General features: G+C 62.1%; 12 protein-coding genes. 6 read left to right on the top strand and 6 right to left on the bottom strand.

Annotated features, from left to right (window positions below; all coding sequences use genetic code 11):
- Window positions 1-237 precede the first annotated feature (237 nt).
- Entirely contained in the window at window positions 238-681 is a 444-nt protein-coding gene (locus BC363_RS18905) for a glyoxalase superfamily protein (protein ID WP_065781156.1), read from the top strand.
- A gap of 655 nt (window positions 682-1,336) precedes the next feature.
- Here the strand turns inward: BC363_RS18905 and BC363_RS18900 are convergent.
- Together BC363_RS18900 and BC363_RS18895 are read right to left on the bottom strand one after the other, a co-directional pair.
- Window positions 1,337-2,326, bottom strand: a complete 990-nt coding sequence (locus BC363_RS18900; protein WP_065781019.1) for a WD40 repeat domain-containing protein — start codon at window positions 2,324-2,326, stop codon at window positions 1,337-1,339.
- Between the two features lie 233 nt (window positions 2,327-2,559).
- Window positions 2,560-3,633 (bottom strand): GTP-binding protein, encoded by a 1,074-nt coding sequence (locus tag BC363_RS18895; protein WP_065781155.1) that lies wholly within the window; start codon window positions 3,631-3,633, stop codon window positions 2,560-2,562.
- A gap of 199 nt (window positions 3,634-3,832) precedes the next feature.
- Between BC363_RS18895 and BC363_RS18890 the strand changes: the two genes are divergently transcribed.
- Window positions 3,833-4,924 (top strand): glycosyltransferase family 1 protein, encoded by a 1,092-nt coding sequence (locus BC363_RS18890; protein ID WP_065781154.1) that lies wholly within the window; start codon window positions 3,833-3,835, stop codon window positions 4,922-4,924.
- A 31-nt stretch (window positions 4,925-4,955) separates the two neighbouring features.
- Here BC363_RS18890 and BC363_RS18885 read toward each other — a convergent pair whose 3' ends face one another.
- The 3 genes from BC363_RS18885 to BC363_RS18875 form a co-directional block, all read right to left on the bottom strand.
- Window positions 4,956-5,834: a glycosyltransferase gene (locus BC363_RS18885; RefSeq protein ID WP_065781018.1), complete on the bottom strand. Its 879-nt coding sequence runs from the start codon at window positions 5,832-5,834 to the stop codon at window positions 4,956-4,958.
- A 71-nt stretch (window positions 5,835-5,905) separates the two neighbouring features.
- A complete protein-coding gene (locus tag BC363_RS18880; protein WP_065781017.1) occupies window positions 5,906-7,291 on the bottom strand; it encodes a hypothetical protein in 1,386 nt (461 codons plus the stop codon).
- 100 nt (window positions 7,292-7,391) lie between these two features.
- Window positions 7,392-8,183, bottom strand: a complete 792-nt coding sequence (locus BC363_RS18875) for a creatininase family protein (protein WP_065781016.1) — start codon at window positions 8,181-8,183, stop codon at window positions 7,392-7,394.
- 113 nt (window positions 8,184-8,296) lie between these two features.
- Here BC363_RS18875 and BC363_RS18870 point away from each other — a divergent pair, with 113 nt between their 5' ends.
- The 3 genes from BC363_RS18870 to BC363_RS18860 all read left to right on the top strand — a co-directional run bounded on the left by BC363_RS18870 (window position 8,297) and on the right by BC363_RS18860 (window position 11,084).
- A complete protein-coding gene (locus BC363_RS18870) occupies window positions 8,297-8,794 on the top strand; it encodes a MarR family transcriptional regulator (protein ID WP_065781015.1) in 498 nt (165 codons plus the stop codon).
- Window positions 8,795-8,888: 94 nt separating this feature from the next.
- Window positions 8,889-9,911, top strand: coding sequence for a LacI family DNA-binding transcriptional regulator (locus tag BC363_RS18865; RefSeq protein ID WP_065781014.1), 1,023 nt, complete (start codon window positions 8,889-8,891; stop codon window positions 9,909-9,911).
- A gap of 204 nt (window positions 9,912-10,115) precedes the next feature.
- Entirely contained in the window at window positions 10,116-11,084 is a 969-nt protein-coding gene (locus BC363_RS18860) for a 2-hydroxyacid dehydrogenase (RefSeq protein WP_065781013.1), read from the top strand.
- Between the two features lie 98 nt (window positions 11,085-11,182).
- Here the strand turns inward: BC363_RS18860 and BC363_RS18855 are convergent, their stop codons facing one another.
- Window positions 11,183-11,941: a gamma-glutamyl-gamma-aminobutyrate hydrolase family protein gene (locus tag BC363_RS18855; RefSeq protein ID WP_065781153.1), complete on the bottom strand. Its 759-nt coding sequence runs from the start codon at window positions 11,939-11,941 to the stop codon at window positions 11,183-11,185.
- A gap of 418 nt (window positions 11,942-12,359) precedes the next feature.
- Here BC363_RS18855 and BC363_RS18850 point away from each other — a divergent pair, with 418 nt between their 5' ends.
- Window positions 12,360-14,669: an EAL domain-containing protein gene (locus BC363_RS18850; protein ID WP_065781012.1), complete on the top strand. Its 2,310-nt coding sequence runs from the start codon at window positions 12,360-12,362 to the stop codon at window positions 14,667-14,669.
- The last annotated feature ends 53 nt before the right edge of the window (window positions 14,670-14,722 follow it).

Genomic DNA, 14,722 nt, shown 5'->3' with positions numbered 1-14,722 from the left:
CGTAGTGAGGAAGTCGTTTCACACCTCAGGTTCCTGCGCAACAGGAAGCAGGCGGACATTTGACAGTTCGCGTCGCTTCCCCTAATGGACGCGAAGGGCGAGGGCCCCTGCCGTCCGCGAGCGTCATGCTTTGGTGAAGCCCTTCGTTGAGACACGGTCAGCCGAAACGGCATGCGAACCGGTGGCAATGCGGGCTCCCATCCCTGAAAATGCATGCCGCAGCAGGAGACCCTGTCAATGCGCGGATCAGACACGCTACCACAGCTCAATGCCCTCAAGGACCAGGCAAAACGCCTGCGATCGCGGTTATCCTCTGAAGGCGAGGATATCAGCCACTCCCGTTCCCTCGAATTGATCGCCGCCCAGTACGGCTACCGCGACTGGAATACCCTTCATGCTGCCGCCGGCAATCGGCCGCCGTTCAATCCCTGGATGCTCGGTTCGCGCGTCAAAGGTCTTTACCTCGGCCAGCCATTCGAAGGCGAGATCCTTTCGGTGCAGGCGCTGACGGCCCAGCCCGGGCGCTACCGGTTGACGATGAAGTTCGACGAGCCGGTGGATGTCGTGACCTTCGAGAGCTTCTCTGCGTTTCGCCAGCGGGTGACGGCGACTGTGGACGAGACCGGGCGTACGATCGAGAAGACGTCCAACGGCCGTTCGCAGTTGGAACTCGAATGGTGAGCAGCCCTCGCTGCGGTTGCGCCTCAGCCATTGAGGTTGCCGCCTGCGGGCATTTGTTGGTCAGCCTATGTCTCCGAAGCCGAGCGCTTCGGAGACATACAGCGCCGCGCGTCAACTGTGACGCGCAAGGGACGCTGTAACGCCTTAAATCTGCTGCATAATTTTCTCATTAAATCGATTCCGATTTAAGGAATTATGCAGCAGCCGCCGCGCTTTTTCCCGCAACGATACCCACCGATGCACCAATCCGTTCATCGCATCCGCCTGCGTCTTCATCAGGTGAGAATGAGTTGCATTTGCATTATCAGTGTAGTTGCGAACGGTTCGCAATCAGGCGTGCCGGTCAATTCGGACTTCGTGGCATCACCTGCTCGCTGCTGGCGTGGCCTTCATGTACGTGACGGCGACGCTTGTGAAGATCTGATTGTTTGGGGTAGGGGCCCGTGAGTGATGAGGCAGCCCCTCATCCGGCTGCCGCCACCTTCTCCCCGTCAGGACAGGGAGAAGGAACTTGTGGCGCGGTTTCACCCGGCCATTTGTTCGGTATCCGTGATAAAGCGTATGCCACGTCCCCTCGCCCCGCTTGCGGGGAGAGGGTTAGGGTGAGGGGGCAGATGCCAGCGTGCGGCATAGGCGGTGCGGCATGGAGCAGACTTTATCCTGCGATATCGACGACGCCGCAGTCGCCCTCGGCCGAACCGAAGGCGAGCTGGCGCCCGTCCTTGCTCCAGGCCATGGCGGTGACCGCGCCCTTGCCGGGGCGACGCAGCAGCACTTCCTTGCTGTCGGCGAAACGGGCGGCCAGGATCATGCCGTCCTGGTAGCCGATCGCGACGATGTCCTCGGCCGGATGGCAGGAAACGGAGGTGACCATGGTGTCGGCGCGGGTGCCGAGTTCCAGCGGCGCCTTGCCCATCGGTCCGTCCTTGCCCTGGAAGGGCCAGACGATGGCGGCCGGCGCGCCTGAGGAGGCAAGCCACTTGCCCTTGGCGGACCACGAGAGCGACTTCACCTTGGCGGGATATCCGGTCATGCGCATGTGGCGCGCCTCGGCGCCGGGCTTGGCATCGAGCTTCCAGCCGTGCAGGGCATTTTCCTGCATCGTGGTCACGAGGAAGCGGCCGTCGGGGGAGAAGGTGACGCCGGTATGGGCACCCTTCCAGTCGAGATCGATCGGTTGGCCCGCGGTCGCGACCCAGTGCATCGACACGCCGTTGTAGCGGGCCGCTGCAACGCGCAGGCCCTTCGGTGCAAAGGCGACGCCCTCGACCGTGCGCTCTTCGGTAAATTCCTTCGTCGTGCCGTCGGCCAGCCGCACATGCGTGGTCTTGCCATAGGCATAGCCGACGGCTCCCTGCGGTCCGGCGGCGACCTGGGCGATCCACTTGCGCGGCGCTTCGGCAACCAGCGTCGCCGTGCCGTCGGCGGCCGTACGCATCACCTTGCCGTCCTCGCCGCCGGTCAGCAGCGTGTCGTTCGCCTCGTCGACAACCAGAGACAGCAGGCCCTCATGGACTTCCGTCGTCTTGTGGCCATGGTCGAGACGGTGGATGGCGCCGGTGGCTTCGGCGAAGAAAGGTATGCCCTTGAGAAAGGCTACACCAACGACGTGGCCTTCAAGATCAAGCGGAGCGACTGTCGGCATCAGATTGTTATGGTCCCCTGGTTCGGCAGGCCTTACAGCGCCGCGCGTCGAATATGACACGCAAAGGGCTCTGTAACGCTTTAAACTCGCTGCATAATTTTATCCCTACATCGGATCCGATGTAGGGAATTATGCAGTAGAGCACGATGTCGAAAAGTGTAAGCGGTTTTCGGCCGACATCATGCTCCACTTATTTGATCTTGGAGCCGGATCACGGCTTCCAGTATCAGGCTTTAAGCTTCGCAGGCCTTGAACGTGCGCTCCAGCTTTTCGCGGTCGAGGTCGCGGCCGATGAAGACCAGGCGGCTTTCGCGCTTCTCGCCTTCCTTCCAGGCGCGCTGGTGGTCGCCCTCGATGATCATGTGCACGCCCTGCACGACATAGCGCTCGGCATCGCCGGCAAAGGCGATGATGCCCTTCAGCCGCAGGATGTTCGGGCCGTCCGTCTGGGTGATCTTCTGGATCCAGGGGAAGAAGCGATCAGGGTTCATCTCGCCGCCGCGCAGTGAGATCGACTGCACCGTCACGTCATGGATCGGCGACGGGGCGTGGTCATGGTGGTGATGATCGTGATCATGGTGGTCATGATCGTGGTGATGATCGTGGCCGCAATCCGGACCGCAGGTGTGATCGTGTTCATGATCGTCCTGCTCAAGGAAATGCGGGTCGTTTTCCAGCGCCTTCTCAAGGTTGAACGCGCCCTGGTCGAGAACCTTGGTGAGGTCGATGTCGGAGCGTTGCGTCTTGTAGATGCGGGCCGACGGGTTGATCACCCGAACCGTCGCCTCGATCCGGTCGAGTTCTTCCGGGCTGACAAGGTCGGTCTTGTTCAGGAGCACGACGTCGGCGAAGGCGATCTGGTCTTCCGCCTCGCGGCTGTCCTTCAGCCTGAGCGGCAGGTGCTTGGCATCGACCAGCGCGACAACGGCGTCAAGCTCGGTCTTGGCGCGCACGTCATCGTCCATGAAGAAGGTCTGGGCGACCGGGACCGGGTCGGCAAGGCCAGTGGTTTCAACGATGATCGCATCGAAGCGGCCGGGGCGGCGCATCAGGCCCTCCACCACGCGGATCAGGTCGCCGCGCACGGTGCAGCAGACGCAGCCGTTGTTCATTTCGTAGATTTCCTCGTCGGATTCCACGATCAGGTCGTTGTCGATGCCGATCTCGCCGAATTCGTTGACGATGACGGCGTATTTGCGCCCGTGGTTCTCGCTGAGGATGCGGTTCAACAGCGTCGTCTTGCCGGCGCCGAGATATCCGGTGAGCACGGTGACGGGAATCGGCTTCTGCGGGGATGTTTCGGTCATGGGAACCTCTGGTATCTCGGGATGCGGGAAGCGGGCATCCATGTCGCGCTTCATATAGGAGATGCGGCGGCGATGCGCAAATGGCGAAGCCCATTTTGGCCGCGCCTTTGCCGCCACCAAGACGGGGCAGCCGGGCAGCGATAACGCTCCTTTCATCAAAATCAGGGAGAGTTCGCGTCCTATCGACAAGGGTGCGTGCGTGAAGACGATTTCCATCAACGGCCGGTTTCTGACCCAACCGCTCACCGGCGTGCAGCGTTTTGCGCGCGAAATCACCCGCGCGCTCGATGCCCGCATTGCCGCAGGCGATGTGCCGGCAGCGTTGAAGGATGTGCGCTGGCGGTTGCTGGCTCCGGCGTCGACACCGGATGATCTTCAGCTATCGGCGATATCGATCGAGCGCTTCGGTTCGGGACCGGGCCATCTCTGGGAGCAGGGGCCACTCTATTGGCGAGCGCGTCGTGACACGCTGATCGGCCTTGGCGGCAGCGGACCGGTGCTGCATTCCGACCAGGTGGTGGTGATCCATGACGTCACGCTCTTTCGTCATCCGGCCTCCTTCGGTCGCGGCTACCGTCTGTTCCATGGCGCGCTCGGCTACATCCTGACGCGGCGCGCGAAGATCGGCACCGTTTCGTACTTTTCTCGTGGCGAGCTGGCAGACATTTTTCGCGTCCCGGCCACGGGCATCGACGTGATCTACAATGCCACCGACCATTTTTCGGGCCTGCAGCCGGATCGGGAAATCGTTGCGAAGCTTGGCCTTGCCGATACGCCCTTCTTCCTTCTCGTCGGCACCTTGAAGCCCAACAAGAACGTCGAATTCGCGGTGCGTGCCTTCGAGGCCCTGGGCGCAACCGGCAGCAAGCTCGTCGTCGTTGGCGGCACGGATCCGAGCGTCTTTCGCGACATCGCTCCGACGTCGCGCGGCAACCTGATTTTTCCCGGGCGCCTCACCGACGCGGAGATCGCCGGGCTGCAGCGCCACGCCACGGCCTTCTTGTTCCCGAGCCTCTACGAAGGGTTCGGTATCCCGCCGCTCGAGGCGATGACGCAAGGGTGTCCGGTACTTGCTGCCGACATCCCGCCGGTCAGGGAGGCCTGCGGCGAGGCGGCTCTCTATTTCGATCCGACGAAGGCGGAAACTCTGATCGAGGTCATGCGGCACATATCCGCCGATGTTGCCCTTCGGCGGCAGCTTGTGCGCACCGGGCACGAGAATGCCGAGCGGTTCTCATGGAACGCAAGTGCGGTCGTTCTGCTTAACCTGCTGGCGGCAGGACGGGGCTGACCAGCTTGCCTGGTCGGAGCTGAATGCCCAGTCAGAGTTCGAGCATGCGCAGGGGGTCGATCCTGCCGCGCAGGAGATCGGCGAAGGCAATGAGGTTTCCTTTGAGCCGGCCGCGTCGATCGACAAGCCCTTGACGTCCCAGGCTGCCGATCGTGTTTGCTGCGACATTGCTGCCCATGAGACGGATGGTCCACCTCAAGCTGACACTGCCCTTGCGGAAGAGGTAGAGCGGGTTGGCCACCTGGGAATATCCGAAACGCAGGCCAGAGGTGCGGCCGCGCTTGCTGCCGAGGTGCACGCCACGCAATTCGCCGCTTCGAACGATGCGACCGTAACGCGCGAGACGGCGGCAGAAATCGACATCCTCCTGCCAGCCGTAGAGCGGCAGTCGTTCGTCGAACCGGGTGTCGTCGGCTTCAATTGCCGACAATCGGAATACCATGTTGCAGCCATAGGCGTTGTAAACAGGTTCGAGCGTGGCCAGGCTGCCTGTCGTCCGATCGCGATCGAGGATTTCCAGCCCTTCCTTGACCGGGATGCCGGGACCATGAATGCCATCCGCCAGCACCAGCCCCGTTGCAACCGCGATATCCCGTTCCTTGAGGAAAAGCGTCTCTGCGTTTGCCAGGAAGGCGACTTGCGGCAGAAAGTCGTCGTCAAAAAAGACGAGCAGGTCGCCGGCGTCGATCGACGACAGAATGGCGTTTCGCTGTTTGGTCAGCCCGCGCTCACCCGCGACGATCGTCACCGGAACAGATAGTGTTTCGGCGAATGTTTCATCCACGTCGTCCGGCGAAGACGGGCACACGAGGATGGCGTCCGGTTTGCGATCCTGCCGGGTCAGGTGCTGCAGCGTTTCGGACAGCACCTCGCGGCGGCCCGCCGTGGCTATTCCGACAATGATCTTCATGGTGTTCTTCGCCTCTACGTTGGCTCAGATATAAGCGGAAAGAGGTTCAGTTTTCCTTATCGTGCCTGAGGTCACGCGCGCATGCCAAGCCGCAGGCGATCGAGCGCCAAGAGGCAGCAGGCCCCACCAATAAGGATGCCGGCTGCTGTGGCGACATAAGCGGACTGGTACGACAGGACGAAGGCGACGATGGTTACCGCCAGGCCCGCGGCGGCGAAGAGGACCGGCGGCCAGGTGAAATCGAAGGCCAAGGTCGCCATCAGGCGCAGGCCGATCAACGATGCGAATATGGCGCCGAGCGCGCCACCGGCCATCATGACGGCGTCGGTCAGCGCCAGCAGGAAGCCGCTGGCAAGGGCAAGAAGATTGAGAAGCGCGCAGTCGATGGCGGCGAGCGCGAAGATCGAGGTAAGGCGCTGCTTCAGGTGCAGCGGTGTCGGCAGCATGATCTGCGTCAGCACGCGCGCAAGCGAGAGGATGATGACGAAGGGGGCGGTCGCAAGGAATCCGGCCTGCAGGCTCGGGCTGATCACCAGCCATGTCGCCGGCACCAGCACCGCGAAGATGCCGGCCGCCATCATCAGCGCGAAGCTGGTCAGCAGGGCGTAATACTGTCCGAGCTGGCGGCGAAGCACCGGCGTTTCGCCGCCCTTGTCGTGCGCGGCGACGATCTCGGGATACTGGATCGCCTGCAGGGCGGAGACGATGAGGACGAAGGGGCGCTGCAACAGATCGAGTGCGAGCAGCGCACCGGCCGCACCGCCGGGCCCAAGGACCGAGGTGACGATCGCCTTGAGCGCGAGCGGCGCGAACATCGAGGCGGTGGCCGCACCCGCGGAAACGCTGCCATAGACCAGATGCTTTCGCACGCGCGCCATCTCGAGCGATGCCGAAGGCCGCGGCCCTGCTCTGCGCGACAGCAGCGCTGCGAGCAGCGCGTAGAGGGCATAACCGCCAAGCAGGCCGGTGACCGTCGACAGGAACGTTGGCGACACGACCGCACCGAGCAATGTTCCCGCCGCCAGGATGGTGGCGCGGGAGCCTTGCAGCACCGAGAAGGCGCGAAAATCCTGACGGAAGCGCAGCATGGTCAGGTGCAGGTCGCTGCCGCCTTGCGCGACGGCAACGAGGCCGCCGACGAGCGCCACCGGCGGCGAGACGCCGAAGGCGAGCGACACAGTCGCAGCCAGAAGGCAGAAAAGCGCGCAGGCCGCTGCCTCCGCAACGATCGTTCGCCGCTCCGCCGCTTCGCTTTCCGCCGACGGGCCGGGGTAGAACCGCATGCAGGAGAAACGCACCCATTCGAAGGCGGCGATCGCGCCGAACTGGCTGAGCGAGATGAAGAGCGAATAGCCGGCATAGTCGGCCGGGGCCAGCCAATGGGCGACGATGATCAACAGGCCGAAGGCGATCAGGGCCTGATAGAAATAGGCGCCGAGCGCGATGATCTTCGCCATGGGTTTCCGGCTTAGCGCCGCCTGTCGTCGTTTGCTGCTGCTCATGCTGATAGCGCAAAAGCACAAACAAAGTGTTTGCCGGCACAGCCCACCCAATTCTTCAGGTAAGTTCGGCCATGTCGAAGCCGGCGACATCGGTCAAAAGCTCGATCACGCCCTTGACCGCGTGGGACAGCAGTTGCTCGCCGCGCGCGGCGGTGGCCGCTGAAGCATTGCCGGCAACACCCTCGCGGTTGAGGTCGGACATCTTCCAGCCGAAGGCATGCGGGCCATAGGCGCGCAAATGCCTGAAGCGTCCGGCATAGTCGCTCTGGCGCGAGGGGAAGGCACGGGCCTTCGCCATCTCGACCTTTTCCGGATGGAGCGCCAGCATCACCGACGTCTCGATATCGCCGCCGTGAATGTCGATCGCCTTGTCCTCGGGCGTGATCCAGCCGTCCGGCTGGCCGAAGCGGGTCCAACTGGTCGCAACCGCCAGCATGCCGAAACGCACCCGTGCCTCGGTCGCAACGATCGTCATCAACGGCGAGTTGCCGCCATGGGCGTTCAGCATCACGAACTTGCGGATGCCTAGACCGTGCAGGTTTTCGGCGATGCCGAGCCAACGGCGGACAGCCTCGTCGTAGGCGAGCGACCGGCTGCCGGCGACATCCATGTGCTCGATCGAATAGCCGACGGGCTCTACGGGCAGGAAGGTGGCGGGCAGGGTGGCCGGCAGAACAGGGATGCTGCGCGCGACGATGCCCGCAGCAATCAGCGTGTCCGTGTCGAAGGGCAAGTGCGGGCCATGCTGCTCATGAGCGCCGAGCGGCAGCACGGCGATCCAGTCGCGCCGGGCTTGTCGCGGAAGGTCGGTCGGATTGTCCTGCCATCGGGCCTGGGGCATCGACATTTCTCTTCGATCCTTCACGTCAATCGTCGTAAAAATGTTATTTGAGTCATACAGTTCGTAATCGCAAGCTGTATTGCTATAAATGTCTAAGACGGGATTCGGCAGGAGGTCCAATGGGCAAGAAGAACAAGGCCGAAAAGAAAGGCAAGAACGGCAAGAAGAAGGACGAGCTTCTCGCCGAACAGCACGATCTCGCCTCGATCCTTGTCCAGGCGGCACGCTCCATGCGCACGGTCTTGTCGCGCAACCTGCTCGAAAGCGGGCTTTATGCCGGCCAGGACGGCGTGATGCTGGCGCTCGCCGAAACGGACGGGCTGACGGCAGGCGGGCTTGCAGCCAAGCTTGGCGTCAAGGCGCCGACGATGACGCGCACGATCGGCCGCATGGAAGCGCAGGGTTTCCTCGAACGTCGTCCTGATGATGACGATGCGCGGCTGACCAAGGTCTATCTCACCGAGCCTGGGCGCAACCGGCTGCAGACGATCGCGGAGGCCGGACAGCATTCGGAAAATCTGGCGACACGCGGGCTGACGGACAAGCAGGTACGCACGCTGATGAAGCTTTTGCGGGCTGTCGATAGCAATCTGCAGGCAGCGCGCGCAGCCGACTGAGGCTTGTTTCGCGGCATATTGCGGCGGCGATTTAAACAGTTTAAATAGGGATTTAAATTTGAGGATAGGCAACTAGGCTTAAACAGGGGGCATCGTGGCGCAAAAGGTCAAGCTTTCGACGATCGCGGAAACACTCGGTCTTTCGACGGCAACGGTATCCCTGGCATTGCGTGACAGCCCATTGGTGGCGACCCTCACACGCGACAAGATCAAGGAACAGGCCCGCACACTCGGCTATATCTACAACCGCCGCGCTGCCAGCCTCAGGACGTCGCGCTCCGGCATCATCGGCGTCGTCGTGCACGACATCATGAACCCGTTCTACGGGGAAATCCTGAAGGCGATCGAAGCGGAGCTCGATCGCGACAAGCAGACCTTCATCCTCTCCAACCATTACGACTCGGTCGACAAGCAGCGTGACTTCATCGAGACGCTGCTGCAACTCGGCGGCGACGGCGTCATCATGTCCCCGGCCATCGGCACTCCGCCGGAGGATATCCAGCTTGCCGAGGACAACGGCATGCCGGCGATCCTGATCGCCCGATCGATCGAGGGGCTGGACGTGCCGATCTTCCGTGGCGACGACGCCTATGGCATCTCGCTGGCGACCAACCATCTGATCGGCCTTGGCCACCGCTGTATCGCCATGGTCGGCGGCACCGACCAGACCTCGACCGGTCGCGACCGCTATCAGGGTTATGTCAACGCGCTGCGCAAGGCCAACATCGAGGTTGATCCAGAGTTGCGCATTCCTGGGCCCCGCTCCAAGCAGGGCGGCTTCGAGGCGGCGGTGCATCTGCTGTCGCTGCCGCAGAAGCCGACCGCGGTCGTCTGCTGGAACGACCTGGTGGCGATCGGCATGATGAACGGCATCGCGCGCGCCGGCCTTGTTCCCGGCGTCGATATCTCCGTCACCGGCTATGACGACCTGGAAGAGGCGTCGATCGCGACGCCGGCATTGACCACCGTCTGGAACGGCCAGGCCGATGTCGGCCGCAGTGCGGCGCGCGCGCTTCTCGACAGGCTTTCCGGCAGCCACGAGCCCGACGGCATCCACCTGATCAAGCCGGAAATGCGCATCCGTCAGTCGACCGGCCCGCTGCGCGTCACCGCCTGAAGAAATCCCTAATGCATGTCGCGCAAAAGTGTGCAGCGGTTTTTGCGAAGGCGACATGCACAAAAACAAGAACTTGAAGTGCGGCAAGCGAATCCTGGAGATCGCGACGCGCTTTACCGCGCCGCGCGTTAAATATGACGCGCAAAGGACTATCCCTAAATCGGATCCGATTTAAGGAATTATGCAGTAATACCAGGAGTACCCATGTCCTCGAGCCTTCCCCGCATCCTCGTGCCCGGAAAAATCAACGAACGAGTGCTGCAGCGGCTGCCCGACACGTTTGAAATCGTGCGGCTGGAACGTGCGGACCCTGACCTGGTGACCGCTGACATGGTCGACGTCAGGGGCATTGCCGTCTCCGGTCGCGTTCCCGCCGGCCTGATGGATGCGCTGCCCGGTCTCGAAATCATTGCCAATTTCGGTGTCGGCTATGACGGCGTCGATGTGAAGCATGCCGCCTCCAAGGGTATCGTCGTCACCAATACCCCCGACGTTCTGACAGAAGAGGTCGCCGACACCGCCGTCGGTCTGCTGATCAATACGCTGCGGCAGCTACCGCAGGCAGAGCAATGGCTGCGCCAGGGTCGCTGGGCGCGGGACGGCGCCTTTGCACTGTCGCCCCTGTCGCTGCGTGGCCGCACGGTCGGGCTTTATGGTCTCGGGCGCATCGGGCTTGCGATTGCCAAGCGGCTCGAAGCCTTCGGCGTTTCGGTCGCCTATCACACCCGCAGCCCACGCGATGGCCTGACCTATGCCTACTATCCGACGCTCGAAGGGCTTGCCGCCGCCGTCGATACGCTTGTTGTCATCGTTCCGGGAACGGAGGCGACACGAAAGACGGTGAATGCCGGGGTGCTTTCGGCACTCGGAAGCAACGGCGTTCTGATCAATGTCGGCCGCGGTTCGACTGTCGATGAGGCAGCGCTGGTCGCGGCGCTTGAGAATGGCGTCATTGCGGGGGCGGGGCTCGACGTTTTCGACAACGAACCGCATGTGCCCGACGCGTTACTGGCGCTGCCGAATGTTTCGCTGTTGCCGCATGTGGCTTCGGCGTCGGTGGTCACCCGCAACGCCATGGCGGATCTGGTCGTCGATAACCTGAAGGCCTGGTTCTCGACTGGCAAGGCACTGACGCCGGTGCCGGAAACGCCGTTCACCCAGCGCGCAGGTTAGCGCGTTTCCGGTTTAGACGGAGTCGCAGAAAAGCTCTATCTCTTTGGTTTTACGCATTTCCTGACGGAAAACCGCTTCGCACTTTTCCTGGAAATGCTCTATGCCGCCATCCGCCGCGCCGCGTAGGCGCGCACGGCATCGCCGAATGCCTTGAACAGGCTCGCCGACGGAGCGTCCGTCCGCACCCAATATTCCGGATGCCATTGCACCCCGACGGCGAACGCCTTGGCGCCAATCACCGAGACGGCTTCGATGGTGCCGTCGTCGGCCACCGCCTCGATGGCCAGGCGCGGGGCCGCAGCGCCTATTGCCTGCCGATGCAGGGAATTGACGCGCACGCGGCCGGCACCGAGCACCGGCGCGAGACAGCTGCCTTCCCTAACAATCACGTCCTGGCGGATGCCGTAGGCGACATCCAGCTCGGAAACGTCGGGCTTGCGGTGATCCCAGACGCCCGGCTGTTCCTGAATTTCGCTTGCCAGCGTGCCGCCAAGCGCAACGTTGAGCTCCTGGATGCCGCGGCAGATGGCAAATAGCGGAACGCCGCGCTCGAGCGCGCGCCGGATCAAAGGCAGGCTGGTGGCATCGCGGCCTGGATCAAAGGGGCCGTCGGTGTCCTTGGCCTCGCGGCCGTAGAGCGAGGGATGAACATTGGAGCGGGCGCCGCTTGCCAGCACGCCGTCGACACGATCGAGAATTTCGTCGATATCGTTGCCGGTCTCGAGCGCTGGAATGAGGAAGGGCATGACGCCGGCGCCTTCGACGGCGGCGCGAACATATTGATTGGCAACGACATGCCAGACATTGCCGTCGAATTCGCGGAAATCGCAGGGGATGGCAACGACAGGTTTCGACATCATCAGGCTCCGTATCTCGCTTTGCAAAGCCTTGCCGCCAGATGCGGCTGAAAGTCAACTGGGAAGCTCACTGATGTGAAGCTGACGCCGTCCAGGGTAAGGTTCGCATGTGCGTGGCAGGAATTAGTGGCTTTTCTTTAGGTTTGGGTAACCACATCCCGAGTGAATCGGTGGATATGATGTTTGCTAAGCAGAATCGCCTTAAATACGATGTCAGAAAGTAAACGTGGTTTTGTCTATGCATGGTTGTGGAAAGCATCTTCTGTTCGTTGGTTTCGCAATATTAGGTTGAGTTTCGGAAAAGCTCCCGCTGGGCACCGTTTAAATGTTGCAATACAAGGCTTCGAGGCGGTGTTTTCCCGAAATCTTTCGTTAAATCATCGCCTCTAAAAATCCGGAAAACCGGAGCTATGGGTTCATGACGCGCAATGAACGGGGCGCTCTCCCGACGGATGTCTATCTGTCGTCTGTGAGCTCGCTCTACGAACATCGCAGGACTCTGCTGATCGGCATGCTCTCGCATGTCGTGACTTTCGCGCTCGTCTATCTCAAGACTTCCGATCCGCTCTATCTCATCTGCACCGCAGCCATCGTCGTGTTCTGGGTGCTGCGCAATCTGGACATGGCGCGCTTTGATCGCCAGGATTTCTCCAATGCCGACCGGGCCACCGTTCGAAAATGGGAGAACCGCTACATTCTCGGCGGCGTCGGCGTGACGCTCACCTGCGGGATTGCCTGCGGCTATGCGATCGCCGTCAGCCGAGATTCCTTCTCGGAACTCGCCTGTATCTCCGTCACGCTCGCGTCGATGATCTCGCTGGTCGGGCGAAACTACGGCTCCGAACGGGCGGTGCTGCTTCTGTCTTCGTCCGCCTGCCTGCCGATCGTGATCGGGCTGATCACGCTGCAGGATGGATTCATGCTCGTCCTGGCGGTTCTGATCCTGCCTTTCATCTTCTCGACCTGGATGATGGCCAACAATGTGCGCGCCTTTCTCTATGAGAACGTGCTGGCGGCCCGAGAGATAGCAACGATTGCCGGCCAATTCGATGCGGCGCTCAACAACATGACGCACGGGCTTTTGATGCTCGACCGCGACAATCGGATCGTCGTTGCCAACGAGCGCGCCTGCGAGTTGCTGATGCTCGGCGACAAGGCTGACCTTCGGGATCGGCTGCTGGACGATGTCGTGCGTCGCGGCGTCAGGCGCATGTCGCTCAGCGTCGAAGAGACGCGTGCGATCTCCCGGCAGCTCGACCTCCTGATCAAGGGCAAGAAGACCCAGGTTCTGGTCCCGGTGACCGATGATCTGTTTCTCGAGTTTTCCGCCGGTCGGCATGAAAACGGCGAGGTCGTGCTGATTTTCGAGGACGTGACGGCGCGTGTTCAGGCCGACAGGCAGATTCTTCAAATGGTGCGCTTCGACACGCTGACCGGCTTGCCGAGCCGCGACTATTTCGCCGAACTTGCCCACAGCGCCGTGGCGCTCGAGGGCAAGGAGGACGTCGAGGTCGGCCTGATGGTGCTCGACGTCGCCGAGTTCAAGCATGTCAACGACATGCGCGGCCACATCGTCGGCGATCGGCTGCTGCAGGCGATTGCCGGGCGGCTGAAGACATTGGTCGGCAATACGGCGATCGCCGCCCGCCTGATGGGCGACGAGTTCGTCGTCTTCTTTCCCAACAGGTTGCACCTGCCCGATCTCGAAGAGCAGATGCGCGCGGTCCACGCCGGATTGCGCGGCGCCTATGTGGCGAGCGGTTTCACCTTCAACATGACCATGAGCGCCGGCGTCGTTCTCGTGCCGAGCAGCGCCTTCCGGCTGGAAGAGCTGCAGATCAAGGCCGATCTTGCGCTGTCGGAGGCCAAGGCGCGCAACAAGGGCGGTTGCACTGTGTTCGAAGACGAGATGGACGCGCGCTATCTCGACCGCCAGAAGCTGAAGAGCGATCTGCGCGATGCGATCAACGCTGGCGCGCTGACGCTTTCCTACCAGCCGATGTTCACACCGAACGGCGCGCGTCTTGAATGCTGCGAAGCTTTGGCGCGCTGGACGCATCCCGAGCGCGGGCCGGTGCCGCCGAACGTCTTCATCCAGCTTGCCGAGGAGTTGGGCCTCGTCACCGAGATCACCCGCTTCGTGCTGGAGCAGGCGTGCGAGGATTGCATGAGCTGGCCTGGCCACGTTTCCGTTTCGGTCAATCTGTCGGTGCTCGACCTGCGCAGCAACGATATCGTCACCGTGGTGGCCGACATACTGCAGGCGACCGGGCTTGATGCTTCTCGTCTGCATCTCGAGGTCACGGAAAGCTGCCTGATGGATGAGCCGGTCAAGGTGCAGGCCATCCTTGCCGAGCTGCGCGACAGCGGCATCACAATAGCCATAGATGATTTCGGTACGGGCTATTCCAGCCTCAGCTACCTCGACGCGTTGCCGGTCAACATCATCAAGATCGATCGCTCTTTCGTGCGCAACATTCGCGAGGATTCGCGACGCTTCAAGCTGCTGCGCGGCACGGCCAACCTCGGTCGTGCTCTGGGCCTGAAGATCGTCGTCGAGGGTGTGGAGACGGCGGACCAGCTGCAGCTGATCAACGACTACCACTGCGCCGACCTGATACAGGGTTTCGTGTTCGCGGCCCCCATGCCGGCGTCCGCCATCGAGGCATTCTGCAAGAATGGTGTCCAGAAACCGGTCACCACGCCGACGAGCAAGCGCATCGCCTGACACTTGGGCTGCGCCGCTTCGTTTTTTACTCCGCGATCGTCTCCTCCACGTCA

This window comes from Ensifer sp. LC384, from assembly GCF_001695865.1.
Classification (GTDB): Bacteria; Pseudomonadota; Alphaproteobacteria; order Rhizobiales; family Rhizobiaceae; genus Ensifer.
The sequence above is the reverse complement of the archived record's forward strand: the minus strand, read 5'-3'. Positions and strand labels throughout refer to the sequence as shown.